The organism is Haloarcula mannanilytica (assembly GCF_005406125.1).
GTDB classification, from domain to species: domain Archaea; phylum Halobacteriota; class Halobacteria; order Halobacteriales; family Haloarculaceae; genus Haloarcula; species Haloarcula mannanilytica.
In genome coordinates, this window is sequence record NZ_BIXZ01000007.1 from 94,727 (window position 1) to 110,201 (window position 15,475).

A 15,475-nucleotide genomic window follows, 5' to 3' on the forward strand; every position below is an offset into this window, starting at 1 on the left:
GTCGGTGGGGTCCGCCAGGCTGGATTTTTAACCTTTCAGCACGACGCTCAATCTATGACACAGGAACGGTCGGCCCTCGCCCACACCACTGTGGTCCGTGTGGCGACAGACGGGCGGCCGACGAGCGGGGACCGTGTCCTCACTGCGGCGCGTGATACGGCGGACTCGGTCCCGGTAGTCAGGACAGGACCGACGGGCATCACAGCGATGTCACCACTACTGCTGCTCACGAGTGACGGACGGACAGCATTCTACGGTGACCCGTCGCCGTCGGCCGTCCGCGAACTGGTCGGCGAACTGGAAGGAGGGACAGTCCCGACAGCAGCGGCGGACGCAGTCGTCGATCACGACCCGGACACGACAACGCTTCCAGTCCCGGAGAATGGGCCGCTCTCGACTGGGCAGCGTCACGTACTGGGTCCGTGCGGCTGGGCTGCCCCGCTGCACCCGGCCGATTGGTCGTTCGTCTCGACGGACCAGACGGCCGAGGCGGCGACCGACGCTGGACTGCTGGGGCGGGGTGGCAGGGACGCTGCCACCGACGCTCCCGTCGCTTCTGTCTGGGAAACGGCCAGAGCGACCGAGGGTGATCCAGTGGTCGTCTGTAACGCCAACGACGCCAGCGACCTCCCGACAGGCGATGAGACGCTCCTGTCCGGGGCACCGATGGCAGTCCTCGACGGGATCGCGGCAGTGGCCGAGTACCTGGACGCTGGCGACGCCGTCATCTACGTAAACGAGTCCCAGACAGACCTGCAAGCGGCGCTCCGAGAGGCTATCGAGGCGGCCGCCGACACGCTGCCCGTCGTTCCACAACTGGTCGCCGGACCCGACGAGTTCCGGGCGAGTGAACCGACGGCCGCACTCGAAGCTCTGGAAGGAGCCGACCGCATCGAACCGCGACTCCAGCCGCCGGTGCCGGCCAAACACGGCCTGTACGGCCGCCCGACAGTTATCCACACCCCGCGTACGTTCGCGCACGTCCAGCGAGCCATCGCAAACCCAGAGCGCATCGATGCCGACGCCACGGACCCCGGGACGCGAATCGTCACCGTCACCGGTGACGTGGCCGACCAGGCCACAGTCGAACTCGGGTCCAGCGGGAGCCTCGCAACTGCCCGCGAGGCAGTCGAGATGGACGGTCCGTTCAAGATGGCCTGTGTCGGCGGCGTCCTCGGCGGCATCACGCGAAGTCTCGATGTCGCACCGACGGCTCAATCGCTCCGAGCCGCCGGTCTTGGGACCGACGGCGTCGTTGAACTGTTTGACAGCGACCGCTGTGCAGTCGAGACGGTCGGGAAACGGGCTCGGTTTGCCTCCGAGGAGAACAGCGGCCGGTGCGTTCCCGGGCGCGAAGGCACGAAACAGCTCACCGAACTGCTGCGTGACGTGTATGATGGCACCTTCGAGAGCGAGAAAATACGCGAACTCGCTCGGGTGATGCGCGAGTCGAGTAACTGCCAGATCGGCGAACACGCCCCGCGGCCGGTGACCACGGCCATCGACGAGTTCGAACCCGAGTTCCGCGCCCACACGAACGGCCGCTGTCCCAGCGGCACTTGCACGGAGAAACTATGAGTACTGACAAATCGATCCCACGCGTTCCAGAGATACACGACCCACAGCCAGAGACACCGGTCACCGAAGCGTTCGAGACCGGAACTGCTAACGACCCCGACGTGGGGACCGACTCCGACGACCCGTCGACGCTTACCGTCGACGGCGAACCAGTCACTGTCGCTCCGGGGTCGACTATCATCGACGCCTTGCAGGACCTCGACGACGACATCGTCAGCGTCGACCCCGGTGCCGAAGGCGTCGAAGACGACGCCGACGTGCCGGCGCTGTGTTACTACGACCGCGACGGGGACTGTAGCGACGAAATCGGCCCGCGCAGTGAGTGTCGTACCTGCATGGTCGAGACCGAACAGCACGGCCTCGTCCCGTCGTGTTCGTTCCCCGCCGAGGACGGCCTCACCGTCTCGACGGACACGCCCGACGCCGAGGAAGCCCGCAGCGTCAATCTCGACCTGGTGCTGTCGAACCACAATCTCCGGTGTACCACCTGCAACGGCAACGGTCGGTGTGAACTGCAAGACGCCGCTATCAGCGAGGGCGTCGACCACCCACGCTACGGCGTCTTCGACGAGCGCGACCAGTACGAGCCCATCGACGACACCTCCTCGTTCATCCAGATCGACCGCAACAAGTGCATCCTCTGTAACCGCTGTGTCGACGCCTGCAACGACGTGCAGGTCGAGGGCGTCCTCCGAATCGAGGGCCACGGCGAGGACACCCGCATCGGCTTCCAGTCCGACGCCGAGACGATGCACGACTCGGAGTGTGTCTCCTGTGGCCACTGCGCGACGGTGTGTCCGACCGGCTCACTGACCGAGAAGGGAATCGACGGCGCGGCGACGCTTCCGCTGCCGGGCTTTACCCAACGGAACTCCATCGGGACAGTCATCGAGCACGAAGACGTGGAGACCATCGACGATACCACCGCTCCGAACCGCGCCTTCGAACCCGGTGATCCGAGGGCGGCGAAGGGGAAGACCGGCCTCGCCAAGTTCGCGTCAGCGGCGAAACGGCGCGCCGGTGACATCGCCAAGGACTACGGCAAGAAGGCGTTCCTCGCCGGTGAACACACCGCCGAGAGTATCGCGGCAAACACGATGCCGGAGGGTCGCCTGTTCGACATCGCCAGCGTGGTCAGCGACTACCGCCTCTCGAAAATCGACAAGGAAGAGACGACCTGTGGGTTCTGTGCCGTCGGCTGTCGCTTCGAGATGTGGGGCAAGGACGGCGACTCCCTCGGGGTTGTTCCGGTTGATGACCCTGACGATGCGCCCGCGAACAACTTCTCGACCTGCGTGAAAGGGAAGTTCGGCCACGAGTTCGCCAACAGCAAACAGCGGGTCACCGAACCGATGGTCCGCAATGATGACGGCGAACTCGAACCCACCACGTGGGACGAGGCACTGGATTACGTCGCCGAGCGCTTCACCGAGATTCAGGAGGACCACGGCATCGACTCGCTGGGCTGTCTGGCCTCCTCGAAGGGCAGCAACGAGGAGGCGTATCTCGTCCAGAAGTTCGCTCGGCAGGTGCTTGGGACGAAGAACATCGACAACTGCGCTCGGCTGTGTCACTCCTCGACGGTCGCCGCGCTCCAGCAGACGCTGGGCTATGGCGCGATGACCAACCGTATCAACGAGGACATCGGCGAGGCCGACGCCTACCTCATCAGCGGCTCCAACACGACGGAGTCCCATCCAGTGCTCGCCACGCGAATCAAGCAGAACGTCCGCGAGGGGGCCGATCTGGTCGTGTTCGACCCGCGGAAGATCGGCATCGCCGAACACGCCGACCAGTACACTCGAACGAACCCCGGCTACGACGTGGCCTGGCTCAACGGCCTGATCCGCTACATCATCGAACACGACCTCCACGACGAGGACTTCATCGAGCGCAACACGAAGAACTTCGAGGAAGTCAGGGAGAAGGTTCAGGCGTTTACACCCGAGAAAGTCGAAGAACTGGCTGGCGTGTCGCCCGAGGAACTCGCCTCGGCCGCCGAAACGCTTGCCGAGGCCGACAGCGTCGTATTCGGCTGGGCGATGGGAATGACCCAGCAGAGCCACGGCACGGAGAACCTCATCGCCATGGCCGACCTCGCGCTCGTTTTGGGACAGGTCGGCAAGCCTGGCGCTGGCCTCTCACCGTTCCGGGGCCAGAACAACGTCCAGGGCGGCGGTGGCGACATGGGCACACTGCCCGGCAGCCTCCCGGGGTATCAGAACCCTGCAGACGACGACGTGGGCGAGAAGTTCGCCGACGCGTGGGGCGAGCGACCACCTGAAGAACCCGGCCTGAAAGTGCCGGAGATGCTTGCCGAGGCCCACGCGGGCAACCTTCGCGGGATGTACGTCGTCGGCGAGAATCCCGCGCTCTCCGAACCGGATATCCAGCACGCTGGCGAGGCGCTGGCAGACATGGAGTTCCTCGTCGTACAGGACATCTTCATGACCGAAACGGCCGACCACGCCGACGTGGTGTTGCCCGCTGCCACCTCGCCGGAGAAACACGGCACGTTCACCAACACTGAGCGCCGCATCCAGCGGGTCCGCCCAACCTCGGAGCCGCCGGGCAAGGCCCGTCAGGACTGGGAAATCACGCAGGCGCTGGCCCGTCGGCTCGGCTACGACTGGGACTACGACCACCCGCGGGAGGTCATGGATGAAATCAACTCCCTTGCGCCCATCTACGGCGGCGTGACCTACGACCGCTTAGAGGAGGGCGAGGAACACGGCCTGCAGTGGCCCTGCTGGGACGAGAACCACGAGGGCACGCCGTACCTCTACGACTACGAGGAGGGGAACTTCAACTTCGAGGACGGGAAAGCCCGCTTCGTTCCAGCGGACGGCGGCCACCCCGGCGAGATTCCCGACGAAGAGTACCCGCTGACGCTCACCTCCGGGCGGGTGCTGTATCACTGGCACACGGGCCAGATCACCCGCCGCGTCGAGGGACTGATGAGCCACGTCGGGGAGAGCTTCGTCGAAGTCAATCCCGAGACGGCCGAGAAGCTCGGCATCGCTGACGGCGAATACGTCCGCGTCGAGTCCCGCCGGGGTGACATCGTCGTCAAGGCGCAGGTCACCGAACGGGTTGGCCCCGGGACGTTGTTCATCCCGATGCACTTCGCCGCGGGCGCGGTGAACAAGCTCACCGGCGAAACGTTCGATCCGACTGCCGGCATACCGGAGTACAAGGTTTCCAGCGTCCGCGTGGAAGTGCTGGGGCCGGAAACGGACGAGACGGTGCTCCGGACGCCGGACGCCGGCGGGAAACAGATCCGCAAGCGAGGCGCGGGCGACGACTGAACTGACCCATTTCCTTGGGGGTCATACGATACCGCTCCCGGTCTTGGGGGTACGTCTGGCGGCGTTCCCAGATATAGTTACTTTTGTGATAACTTCAGTGTCAACTACCAGTATATCTCCAGTGGGACTCCCAAAATCCATCATATATTTTATCACTTGTGTAATCTGGATACGTGACGTTACTGTATTCGCAAGTCGAATGAGCGAGTTGATCTGAGAACCCCGTTTTCGTCAGTATTTGGGATTCCCTATATTAGCTATGACTGCCTTTTTATATTTACTCGACAACACATCAGTCGCATGGTCGAATCTATCCCGCTTGCGACCGCGACGGAATTGATTGCAGCAGCCGAGGAGAAAGCCACCGAGATCGAGAATCCGATGGTCATCACAGTCGCAAACAGCGAAGGCAACCTCGTCGCACAACACCGCATGGACGGGGCATGGCTTGCGTCTGTTAGCATCTCGCGCAACAAGGCCTACACTGCGGCGGCGCTCGAAACACCGACACACGAACTGGCCGAGCCATCGGAGCCCGGAAATTCGTTGTACGGGCTACAGAACACCGACGACGGACAGCTCGTGATTTTCGGGGGCGGCTATCCGCTCGAACGAGACGGAGAGATCGTCGGAACCATCGGTGTATCCGGCGGCGCAGTTGCCCAAGACCGAACGGTCGCCGAGGCCGGCGTCGACCGATGGCAGGAACTCACGGAGTAACCCCGTCAGTCACGCACGACGCGCGGCCGATTGACCCGCGATAGCATCGAGGCGTCCAACGAGCGACACAACAAGTCGAATACCGTCTCACCGTGTTGGGCGTCTCCGTGGGTGAATCCCCGTCACTTGCTTTGTTTTCCGTCGTCTTGATGTGCCGCTGAACAACCATATCTATCGAAACTGGGCAAGCTGTCGCCCCGGACCCATGTGCGAACTGAAACCAGTGTCAGTCTCTGTTACCAATATCAGCAGACCCATGATCAAGATAGGATAATACAAACACGCATTCGAAAATACAATAGAGTATTATGGTATATGAAATCATCTACTGAAAAATATCTACACTATCTCTTTGCATATAACTATATCCTCCCAATATACGATCTATGGATGCTGTAGTACTTGGAGTCCGTCTCGGTTGCCGGGGTCACGGCATCCGATACCACGATCCCCTCAGCGTGTGGCCAATACCGGACTGACTCCCGAGCACACTGGCACGCCCGCCGCTGGTAAAGGGACTCTCATTGAAGGATTAGGACGGCCTAAAGTTCGGAACCGTTTTATATTATTAGGGGAACCTAAAAAATATGCCAGGCGAGTCAAGCGGTCCACAGGAACTGACGCGGCGTGACTATCTGAAGTACGGCGGGGTAATTACGGGTAGCGGTCTGTTTGCAGGCTGTTCGGGCACTTCCCAGTCAGGACCGGACGCCACAGGATCACCTGTCCCATCGTCACAGACAGGGAACTCGGGAACGGATACCGAGACTGAGTTTGATGGGTCATACACTGTCGAAATGGAACCAATGGGTCCAGTTGAGTTCGACGGACCACCCGAGCGATGGACCGCACTCTTACCGACGTTCGCGGATATGGCGTTTGCACTCGGCGGGGGACAAACACTCGGCATTCAGAATCACGATCGGTTTGCGAACGAGGTCTTCGAAAACCTTCCAGGGGTAGCGTTCGATGCGGATGAGATCATGGAACTCGTCGGAGACGGTGTGAGCAAGGAAGCGTTCTATAAAATGGATGCGGATGTGCATTTCATTGACCCACATATACTGCGACTCTGGTATGACTGGGATCAGGCTGATATCGATGAGGTTGCCGAAAACCTCGGTCCGTTCTTCGGTAATTTTATTCGCCGACATAGTGACGACTGGCACGATTACCGCTACTACTCCTTGTATGAGGCCTTTGGAGTGATGGCTGAGGTCTTTCAGGCACAGGAGCGCTACCAAGCATTCGTTGACCTCCACGAGCGGATGCGTACGTTGATCAATGAACACTTGCCGCCGGCTGACCAGCGGCCGACTGCCTTACTGATCTTCCCAGCGGACGGATCAGGGTTCCAATTCTATCCGTTCCGGTTTGATGATGGCGGAATCAGCACCAAGCAGTGGCGCGAACTCGGTCTGACAGATGCACTCGCGGCGACGGATGTGGGACATTATAGTTTCTCTGATAGGGGGACACTCGATCTGGAAGCCTTGATCGAAATCGATCCCGAGATACTGTTAGTGCGAAATCACGGCGGTGCGTCCGAGTCTGCGTTCCAAACAGAGGTCGTCGAGCCACTGCAAGCGGAGGACGGATCTAACGGCGTACAGGCAGTTCAGGACGGTAATATATACAATGCTGGCTATCTCGATCAGGGACCAATTATCAATTTCTACCATACTGACCGCGCGGCGAAGGATATCTACCCGAATGCATTCGAGGATGTGACGTTGTTCGACCGTGAACGCGTCGCGGAGATCGTCAAAGGGAATATCTGAGACAAATTATCGACCGAGGGACTGCTTCTGCGCTAAGCGGTACCGTGAAGTCTTCTCAATTCGCTCTCAGTGTAGGACGACGTGTTACCCCGCCGACCCATGGTATAAAAGGAAATCCATAGCATTCGCCCCGTGGTGATCTCAGGATTCGACCCACTCACACCGGAGTTCGTACCGCGTTACGTCCTCAGTGTCGATCGTGAGGGGGAACTCCAGGGACATCGACTCCCCAACGGCGACTGGTTGGACCAGTTGTTTGCCGGCCTCGTGGAGTGTCTCGCCGGCGTTGTCCAGAAACGTACAGGTGATATTCGGGACCTGACCGTCCGGCGTGATCTGTTCGTCGCCGCCGTTCTCGGCGGTAACATCGACGTAGACGCGGGTCCCGGAGGGCGTCGCCTGTGTCGTGTATTCGTGAGAGAAGACCAGGGGCGTCTCGTTCAACGCCACCTCCCCGTCGACCCGCGACCCCAAGCAGCCGGCCAGCAGTACCCCTGTCCCTGCTCCCAGCGTCCCGAGAAACCTCCGTCGGTGCATACTCCCACTGAAGCGAGGTCAGCCCTCAATGTATCGTCCGTAGAGTCCGGACTCGGCATCACACAGGGCGTTCGGTTTCGGTTATCCGCTCGACGAGGCACTCTAAGTCTGGGACCTCGAAGGTCGGTTCCGCGGTGAGTGTCACGTCAGCGACGTGGTCGCGTCGCAGGTAGGCCGCGTCGATACCGGCCCGCTGTGCAGCGACCACGTCTTTCTCCGAGTCCCCCACGTACAGCGCGTCTTCGACGCCCAGTTCCGCCAGCGCTGCCTCGACGTAGTCCGGCTCCGGCTTGCGTGCCGCGGCACCTGCCAGGGTGGGCCGTCGTCCGCGGGCCGTCTCGAATGTCGGCAGGTCGTGGTAGGCACGCAGGAACTCGATGGTCGCGTGCTGGTTGTTGCTCACCAGGCCGAGAGAGCACTCGATGCTGTCCAGGGCGGCGACATCGTCATAGACGGGCTTGCCGCCGTCCCGGATATGAGTCTGCTGGGCCAGGCTAGCGGCGAGTTCGCGGTAGTGCCAGAACGCCTCGGGATCGATACCGTGGTCACAAGCCGTCTCGGCCGGCACGGCGTCCTCGGTAACTGACTGACGGGCGACCGAGCGGTCGATATCGGCGCCGAACGCGTCGAACGCTTCGACGACGGCATCGACCAGGACTGCAGTGTCCGTCGGTTCGACCAGCACGCCGTCACAGTCGAAAACGATGGATTCGTAGCCGTCAGTCATCGGTCGACACCTCCGTCTCCGGCGGCGCCTGATCGACACCGACGGTCTGTGCCACGTCCGCGACAGATTTCATCTCGAAGACGAAACAGTCCGCCGGGACGGCTTCGACGACGGACTCGTAACCGGGGAACGGCCGGTGCTGGTCCGCAGTGCCGTCGTTGTCGTGGAGATGACAGACACGGATGCGATCGCCGAACCGGTCGACGAACTCTCGCCAGTCGTGGCCGCTCATCTTCGCGTGGCCCACGTCGAGCGTGACGCTGAGGTACTGAGCGGGCACGTCGACGGAGTCGATCATCGCGGCCAGGTCCGACTGTGTCGTCGTGTACCGCCGCGTGTCGTCGTCGATCGGTTGGTTCTCTAGACAGAGTGGGACACCGACGAACTGGGCGTACTCGGCGCACTCGGCGAGCGACCGGCGCGCGTTCTCGTGGGCCTGCTCCCGGACCCAGTCCGGGTATCGGCGGGGAACCGAACCGCCGTGGACGACGACACCGGACGCCCCCGCGGCCGCCGCGTCGTCGAGCGTTTGCTTGACACGCTCGACGGAGTCTTGCCGGACCGTCTCGTCGTAGCTTCCCACGTTCCAGTCCCGAAACGGGGCGTGGTAGGTGATAGTGACGCCGTAGGACTCGGCCAGTTCCCGCACCCGTTCGGGGCCGGGCGTATCGGGGTGTCCGGCCAGGTACTCCCGCTTGAACTCGACGTGGTCCAGCCCGATGTCCGTGACGTAGTTCATGAACTCCTCGACGCTCGCACCAAATCGGATGTCCATGGCCGCTCCGACGCGATGGTCAGTCATCGTCGCCCTCCCGAATCGGCGTGGTACACCGGCCGCCCGCTGACCAGCGCGTTCGTAACGGTCGGCGCTGGCTCCCGGTCGACGACGATCAGATCCGCACGCTTGCCTTCCTCGATCCGTCCCCGGTCGGTGAATCCCGCGGCGTCGGCGGGGTTCGCGCTGACACGGGCCACCCGTTCGGGGAGCGACTCTCCCGTGTCGACGAACACTGACGCTAAAAGGGACGGCGGGTGGTAGTCCGCAACCAGGATGTCCACGACGCCGGCGTCGATGCCCTCGGCGGTCGCGAGGTTGCCCCACTGGCTGCCTCCGCGGACGAGGTTCGGTGCGCCCATCGCCGTCGTCATCGTCTCCTCGGCCGCCGCTTTGGCGGTTTCCAGCGTGATGGGGTACTCGGTGATATCGACGCCTGCCCCCGCGAGACGCCTGACTTCCTCGGGGTGCTCGTCGTCGTGAGAGGCCGTCACCGCGCCAGCCGCGTGGGCGCGTTCGACGACTCGGTCGATCCGGTCCCGTATCGTCCCGGTCGGGATTTCAGTGCGCTCGTCGATGATCTCCTGGGCCTCTTCGGCCGACCGGTCGTTGGCATTCTCGTAGTACTCCCGGAAGGTATCGATATCCTGGAACTGGCCCTTTCCTGGGATGTGGCTCATCACCGACACCAGATCGGCGTCACCGTTGTCGACGACTTCCAGCACAGCCTCGACACACCGCTGTTGGGTGACTTCACACCGGGCGTGCAGGCGGTGGTCGACCAGCAGGTCCGTGGCCTCCGAGATGGCGTCGGTCAACGTCGCCGCCAGTTCCGGCGAACGGTCGGCCGCTTCGTCTGTCTCGAAGGAGATGGCGTGGAACTTCGTAGTGATGCCAGCGGCGACGTTCGCGCGGTCGGCGGACGCCAGGGCCAGCGGGATGTCAATCCGTGCTCCGGACCGCGGGTGGAGGTGGCCCTCGATGTCGTCGCCGTGAAGGTCGACCAATCCCGGCAACACCAGGTGGCCGTCGGCATCGATGACGATGTCCGCGTCCGCGTCCACGTCGCCGACATCGACGATGCGGTCCTCCTCGATGCGGACGCCGCCTTCGACGACGGCCTCGGGCGTGACGAGACATCCGTCGACGACTGCGATCGTGGCTTCGGCGGCCTGGGCGGTCGTACTCATCGCACCACCTCACCGTCGAACTCCTCGATCGGCAGGACCGCTTGGATACGCCCCTCGTCCAGCACGACGACGCGGTCGGCGACGGCCGCGACCACGTCCGTATCGTGGAAGACACCGATGACGGTGGTTCCTTGTCCGAGAGCCGTCTCCAGCAGGTCGATCGCTTCCCGACGAGTCTCCGGGTCGAGAGCGCTTGTGGGTTCATCAAGCAACAGCAAGTCCGGGTCGGGGGCGAGGGCCTGCGCGAGGTTGACCCGCTGGCGCTCCCCGCCGGAGAATGTCGCGGGGTAGGCGTCCCACAATTCCGCAGGGACCGAGAGGGCCTGAAGCAACTCCCGAGCGCGTCCCCTGGCCGTCTCGGCCGGCGTTCCCTGTTCGACCAGCGGTCGGGCGACCACGTCGACGGCCGGGACGCGAGGTATCTCGTTGAGGAACTGGGACGTGTAGCCGATAGCGGTACCGCGAAGGGCCATCACGGTACGGTCGTCACACGTGGCCAGGTCAACCTCGTCGTCGCCGTGGTAAACGACGCGGCCGTCGGTGGGGTCGTAGGTCCGGTAGAGACACTTCAACAGCGAGGATTTCCCGCTACCGGACTCTCCGACGACTGCGAGGAACTCGCCCTCCCGGACGTTGAACGATACGCCGTCTAACCCGACGACCTGGGTGTCGTCGAGCACGTGCACGTCGAAGGTCTTCGAGAGGCCTTCGACTGATAGGACTGTCATATTACTGAATTGATGAGCGTCTGCGTGTACTCGTGGTGCGGGTCCTCCATGACCCGGTCGGTGAGGCCCGACTCGACGATGCGGCCGTGGCGCATCACCAGCGTCCGGTCGGCGAGCAAGCGGACGACGCCGAGATCGTGTGAGACGACGATGGCCGCGACGCCCTCCTCGCGCTGGACGCGGCGGAAGGTGTCAAGGACTCGCGCCTGGACGCTGACATCCAGCCCCGTGGTCGGTTCGTCGAGGACGATCAGGTCCGGATCGGTCGCCAGGGCGCGGGCGATCTGGACACGGCGCTGCATCCCACCTGAGTAGGTTCGCGCGGGGTCGTCCATCCGGGCAACCGGGATCTCCGTCTCCTCGAACAACTCCCGGACGCGCATTCGCACGTCCTCGTACGAGCGCCACCCGGCCGAGAGGAGTTTCTCGGCGACGTTGCCGCCGCCGGTAAACTCCAGGTCCAGGCCGTCGCGGATGTGCTGGTGGACCAGCGAGATGTCACGACTCCGCAGGTCGTGGCGCGTCTGGTAATCCACCTCAAGCAGGTTCCCGTCGTGACCGGCGTAGGACACCTCGCCGTTGACGGTCGCCTCCGGGTCGCGTTCCAGCGCCAGCGCCTCTGCGAGGCTGGACTTGCCTGATCCCGACTCGCCGACGATACCGAGCACCTCGCCCTCCGCTACGTCGAGGTCGGCCTCGGCGCAGGCGACGACGGTGCCACAGCGGGGACACTGGTTGGTCCCGGCGCGGTCGCCGGTCGCGTCGAGACAGTCCGGGCATCCCGGCCCGTAGATTGTCTCGACAGCCGACGCTTCGAGGAGTGTCACGCGTTCTCACCCCCGTCCGGCGTCGCGGGTCCCCAGTCGACCCCGGAGCGGTCGAGGTGGTGGTCTTTCGGCAGGTTGGGGTTCTCGCGGCGCTTGGCACAGAAGCTCGAATCGTTGCAGGCGTAGCGCGTCTCGAAGCTCGCCGCCGTGTCGTCGTCGCCCGCTGTCGTTCCGGGTTCCTCGGAGACCTCGACGAGGTAGGTGTCGGTCGACCCGCAGGCGTGACAGGCCTGCTCCGGAAAGCGCTCGACGGTGAACGACCGGTCCTCGAACGCCAGCGGCTCGACGGATGTGTGTGGTGGCACGGCGTAGATGCGGGCCTCCCGGCCCGCCGCGAGTATCGTCAGGTGGTTGGCGTCGTCGAGTTTGGGCACGTCCCACCGCGGGATGGGCGACGGATCCATCAGGTACCGGTTCGCAACCATCGTCGGGTAGCGGGAGGCGATGTTGATCTCACCGTACTCGACGACGTTCTCGTAGAGGTGGACCCACATCTTCCCGTAGTTCTTGTGAGCGTGACGCCGTCGGTTCGCGGCGTCGGAGGGGTCGACCTTCCTGAGTGCGTCGGTGATCGGTACCTGCAGGACCAACCGCTGGTCGTCGGTCAGCACCTCCTCGGGGATGCGGTGGCGGCTCTGGATCAAGTCCGCCTTCGTCGTGTCGGTGGTCGTCGCCACCTCAGCAGTGTTCTCCGCGAGTCGCCGGATGTTGGCGGCGTTGACGCTCTCGTCTGCGCCCTGGTCGATCACCTTGAGCGTGTCAGCCGGCCCGAGAAGCGACAGCGATGCCTGGATCCCGCCGGTCCCCCATCCGCGGGCAAGCGGCATTGGCCGCGAGGCGTAGGGCACCTGGTGGCCGGGAATTGCGACGGCCTTCAGCATCGACCGTCGGACCTCTCGCTTGGTGTGCTCGTCGAGGTAGGCGTAGTTGTACCCCGATAGCCCGTCAGTCTCGACCGCCGAGAGTGCGGCATCGACGGAGTCGGTTGGCACCGGTGTTCCCCCGCCTGTCGATTCATCTCGGTGCTGGGAGGTGGTTTCCTTAGCCATCGTCGTTCGCCTCCGCGACCGGCGCGCGTTCGGCGGACTCCTCGTCGGCAAGGTCATCGTGGCCCTTTCCCGCTGTGCCCTTGCGTTCCCGGATCGCCCGGATCCGGTCCAGGATGGACTGGAAGGTGACGTAGTGAGGGAGTTTGAGGTGTTCGATGAAGCCAAAGGAGTCCATGCCGTCGATGGTATCGAGGACGAACTCAGCGTTCTCGGCGGGTTCGTCGTCGCTGTCCAGCTGGATCGAGGCGTCGAGGATGGTCATTCCGATGGCCTTGCGCTCGTTGCGGCCGAACGTCAGGCCGTAGCCGAACGCGAACTGCGGGTCCTCGCGCTTCTCGTAGACAGGGACGACCGCCTCGGACTCAGTCACGTCTGCATGGGTGACCGTCACTTCGTCGCCGGTGTAGGGATGCTCGATCCGTACCGGGAGGCGACCCACTCGGACCTCCGCCAGCGTCGGGTGGACCTGGCCGTAGCCCCGAAGCGCCGAGTACCCCAGCGCGGTCACCGCGCCCGTTTCGCCGCGGGCGAGTTCTTGAAGCACTGCGTCCCGGTCCGGCGGGTGCGTTACCGATTCCCGGGTCGTGTCTGTTGGGTCGTCCACGTCGGGTTCGTCCGGTTCGTGGAGGAGGCCCTCCGAACGCAGGAGTTCCGTGACGGTGGTCAACCGCTCGGGGTCGCCCTCGTCTGCAACCTCCCACTCTTCGGTCGGGTCCGCTGTTTCTCCGTCGACGAGGTCGAAGTCCAAGAGGCGCTGGGTGTAGTCCTTCGTCGCGCCGAGAATCTGCCCGCCGGGTACGTCTTTGAATGCAGGGGACACTCTCCGGGTAGCAATCATCTCGCCCGGGTCGACCGCTGGCGTCTCGTCAAACCGCTCCAGCGTCGAGCGATAGGCCCGAAGCAGGAAGGCGGCCTCGACGGTGTCACCCTGTGCCTGTTTGACTGCCAGGGCCGCCAACCGCGGCGCGTACAGGCCGCCCTCGCTCATCGCCTGGGCGGTAAGGCGTCCGAGTTGGTCGTCCAGTTGGTCAACGTCGAGGCCCTCGCTGTCGCCGGCGAGGCGCTGCTTCTCGAACAGGTCCGCCGCCCGCTCGATGATTTCTTCGCCGGCGGTTACGGCGACGTAGCCCATTCAGGCCACCTCCATCGTCACCGACCGCGGGACGGCGGCGATACGTTCCTCGGTGGCGAAGACAGCGTCAACGCCGCGCGGGTACTCCGACTGGGCCTCGGACAGCGCCGACAGTGCCGATTCGGGTACCGACACCGACAGCGCCGCGGTCCCATCGACACCGGGGCCCGAGAGCGTCACCGTTGTCCCCAGTCCGGAACTGCCGGAGATGGAGTCGACGCGGTAGACGATGATCGCGCCCTCACTGGGTTCGACCAGCGGACCGCGCTTGCACGCCCGCACGTCGACAGCGGTGTGATCCCGGACATGGACGATATCGGCGTCCTCTACAGCGGCCGGTTCGAGGCGACCCTGCCCCGAAAGGGCGTCCCGGAGTCCCTCATCTGCCGTCGCTATCGTCACCTCGTGATCGACGAGGGTGGCGACGACAGCGTGGTCGGCGGGGGCGGGCACCTGGTGGACCGTTCCTGGTCGACTCATTGCTGACAGGAGCCCGTCGAACGTCCGGCGCGTGTCGTGGACCGGGTCGATGCCGAGCGCTCTCACTGCTGGTCCTCCATCGTCTCAAACTCGACGGCGGTGTGTTTGCTCTCGGCCCACGCGCGCTGGCGCTGTTCTCGCTGGCGGGCTGCCGCGTCGTCGAGCGCGCTGACGATAGCCGGTGTCCGCTCGTGGTCGGCGGCCACCGCTGCGTCGACGATGGCCCCCGAGAGGGCGGCGCGTTCGGCTTTTCCGGGGACCATCGCGAACCCGCGTTCGCCGGCCAGGTCGACCTCCGCTGGGGTGACCAGGATCTCCCCCAAATTGAACGGTCTGCGCTCGACCGGTTCCTCCACGCGCTGCATCAACAACTGTGGCCGCGGCTCCTGACGGACCGACAGCGGGGGGTCGTCCGCAAGTACCTCGTTGGCGAACCGGGCGAGCGTCGCCGCCTCACAGGTAGCGATCAACTCGAACCGGTCCGATCTGTCGTGTGGATCAACCATGCACTCGGGGGAAACACGCCCCAACGGTCGCATAAGACTTCGCTCAGTACTCTCTGTTCTCTCCCGGACGTGGGGGTTTGTTCCCCCTCCCACGGTAGCCTATCCGGACTAGTACGGACGAGCTGTGGCGGGCGATT

At 63.9% G+C, this 15,475-nt stretch carries 14 protein-coding genes; 4 read left to right on the forward strand and 10 right to left on the reverse strand.

Annotated features, from left to right (window positions below; all coding sequences use genetic code 11):
• Positions 1-54 precede the first annotated feature (54 nt).
• The 4 genes from Harman_RS16360 (at position 55) to Harman_RS16375 (ending at position 7,387) form a co-directional block, all read left to right on the forward strand.
• A complete protein-coding gene (locus Harman_RS16360; RefSeq protein ID WP_137684856.1) occupies positions 55-1,578 on the forward strand; it encodes an NADH-ubiquinone oxidoreductase-F iron-sulfur binding region domain-containing protein in 1,524 nt (507 codons plus the stop codon).
• Positions 1,575-4,886: a formate dehydrogenase subunit alpha gene (fdhF, locus tag Harman_RS16365; protein WP_137684857.1), complete on the forward strand. Its 3,312-nt coding sequence runs from the start codon at positions 1,575-1,577 to the stop codon at positions 4,884-4,886. The genes Harman_RS16360 and fdhF overlap by 4 nt, the downstream gene beginning before the upstream one ends.
• A 300-nt stretch (positions 4,887-5,186) precedes the next feature.
• Positions 5,187-5,606: a GlcG/HbpS family heme-binding protein gene (locus tag Harman_RS16370; RefSeq protein WP_137684858.1), complete on the forward strand. Its 420-nt coding sequence runs from the start codon at positions 5,187-5,189 to the stop codon at positions 5,604-5,606.
• 806 nt (positions 5,607-6,412) lie between these two features.
• A complete protein-coding gene (locus Harman_RS16375; protein ID WP_137684914.1) occupies positions 6,413-7,387 on the forward strand; it encodes an ABC transporter substrate-binding protein in 975 nt (324 codons plus the stop codon).
• 141 nt (positions 7,388-7,528) lie between these two features.
• On the opposite strand, the gene Harman_RS16380 is transcribed toward Harman_RS16375, so the two are convergent.
• From Harman_RS16380 to phnG, 10 genes are read right to left on the reverse strand one after another with little or no spacing between them, the layout of a single operon-like run.
• Positions 7,529-7,924 carry a hypothetical protein gene (locus tag Harman_RS16380; RefSeq protein WP_200830943.1) on the reverse strand — a complete coding sequence of 132 codons (396 nt, stop codon included), beginning with the start codon at positions 7,922-7,924 and terminating at the stop codon, positions 7,529-7,531.
• 58 nt (positions 7,925-7,982) lie between these two features.
• Positions 7,983-8,651, reverse strand: coding sequence for an HAD family hydrolase (locus tag Harman_RS16385; RefSeq protein WP_137684859.1), 669 nt, complete (start codon positions 8,649-8,651; stop codon positions 7,983-7,985).
• The gene (locus Harman_RS16390) at positions 8,644-9,453 is read right to left on the reverse strand and encodes a sugar phosphate isomerase/epimerase family protein (protein ID WP_137684860.1); all 810 of its coding nucleotides are present in this window, start codon (positions 9,451-9,453) and stop codon (positions 8,644-8,646) included. The genes Harman_RS16385 and Harman_RS16390 overlap by 8 nt, the downstream gene beginning before the upstream one ends.
• Positions 9,450-10,616, reverse strand: a complete 1,167-nt coding sequence (locus Harman_RS16395; protein ID WP_137684861.1) for an alpha-D-ribose 1-methylphosphonate 5-triphosphate diphosphatase — start codon at positions 10,614-10,616, stop codon at positions 9,450-9,452. Before Harman_RS16395 ends, Harman_RS16390 begins: the two co-directional genes overlap by 4 nt.
• Positions 10,613-11,344, reverse strand: a complete 732-nt coding sequence (locus Harman_RS16400) for a phosphonate C-P lyase system protein PhnL (protein WP_137684862.1) — start codon at positions 11,342-11,344, stop codon at positions 10,613-10,615. The genes Harman_RS16395 and Harman_RS16400 overlap by 4 nt, the downstream gene beginning before the upstream one ends.
• On the reverse strand, positions 11,341-12,171 hold the full coding sequence (locus Harman_RS16405) for an ATP-binding cassette domain-containing protein (protein ID WP_137684863.1): 831 nt from the start codon (positions 12,169-12,171) through the stop codon (positions 11,341-11,343). Before Harman_RS16405 ends, Harman_RS16400 begins: the two co-directional genes overlap by 4 nt.
• Entirely contained in the window at positions 12,168-13,220 is a 1,053-nt protein-coding gene (locus tag Harman_RS16410; protein ID WP_200830945.1) for an alpha-D-ribose 1-methylphosphonate 5-phosphate C-P-lyase PhnJ, read from the reverse strand. The genes Harman_RS16405 and Harman_RS16410 overlap by 4 nt, the downstream gene beginning before the upstream one ends.
• Complete coding sequence (locus Harman_RS16415) at positions 13,213-14,352, reverse strand: carbon-phosphorus lyase complex subunit PhnI (RefSeq protein WP_137684865.1); 1,140 nt, start codon at positions 14,350-14,352, stop codon at positions 13,213-13,215. Before Harman_RS16415 ends, Harman_RS16410 begins: the two co-directional genes overlap by 8 nt.
• Positions 14,353-14,898, reverse strand: a complete 546-nt coding sequence (gene phnH, locus Harman_RS16420; RefSeq protein ID WP_137684866.1) for a phosphonate C-P lyase system protein PhnH — start codon at positions 14,896-14,898, stop codon at positions 14,353-14,355.
• Positions 14,895-15,338, reverse strand: coding sequence for a phosphonate C-P lyase system protein PhnG (phnG, locus tag Harman_RS16425; protein ID WP_137684867.1), 444 nt, complete (start codon positions 15,336-15,338; stop codon positions 14,895-14,897). The genes phnH and phnG overlap by 4 nt, the downstream gene beginning before the upstream one ends.
• Positions 15,339-15,475 lie beyond the last annotated feature (137 nt).